General features: G+C 30.9%; 1 protein-coding gene. It reads right to left on the bottom strand.

What is annotated here, in order from left to right; genetic code table 11:
• Positions 1 to 110: 110 nt before the first annotated feature.
• Positions 111 to 621: hypothetical protein (locus AB8U03_RS18030; protein WP_369705931.1), on the bottom strand; the 511-nt coding region annotated here is incomplete at its 5' end.

The following is a 621-nucleotide window of genomic DNA, read 5'->3' as shown; positions in this document are numbered from 1 at the left end:
GAGGAACAGCAATTCCAGCATTGTACATCTTACAAAGAGAAGCACCCTTACCTCCTGCAAAACCAAATGCTTCATCGGTAATGTCACTAAAACTATAAGCAAATTTCATACTATATATCCTCCTTATAAAATGCAGTACGCAGTATCGTTATATATTCATCAATTTCCCTTATATACCGCGCCTGTTCCTTATTGTAATCTTCAATGCGTTTTTCTGGTGAAGTCTGAGATTCACTATAGCCTTTAAGGGTAAATATAATAATGTTAATTGCTTTTTCAATATCAAAATTTTCCTTAAAAAGAGATAAATCAATATCTTTAAGCATCTCATTCTTCACATCGAAATACAATAGATTTGTGTATTCATTAATTTTTCCGGCCACTGCAGGATCCTTTTCAAAAAAAGCCGATGTCACAAAATCAAAAATGGCAGGATATTTATTGGTCAGCTCCAACTTTAATAAAAACATATTTCTAAACCTTTTTAGAATGTCCTTTTCCTTTATGTTAATTTGTGAATAGTATTCCTGCATTATTATAGTGTTTGCATATTTGAACAAAAAGATATACAAATTCTTTTTTGTGCCGAAATAATGAAAAAGTAAACCCTTTGATATTTCT

Origin of the sequence: Clostridium moutaii (assembly GCF_041205085.1) — a bacterium.
GTDB lineage: Bacteria > Bacillota > Clostridia > Clostridiales > Clostridiaceae > Clostridium_B > Clostridium_B moutaii.
The sequence above is the reverse complement of the archived record's forward strand: the minus strand, read 5'-3'. Positions and strand labels throughout refer to the sequence as shown.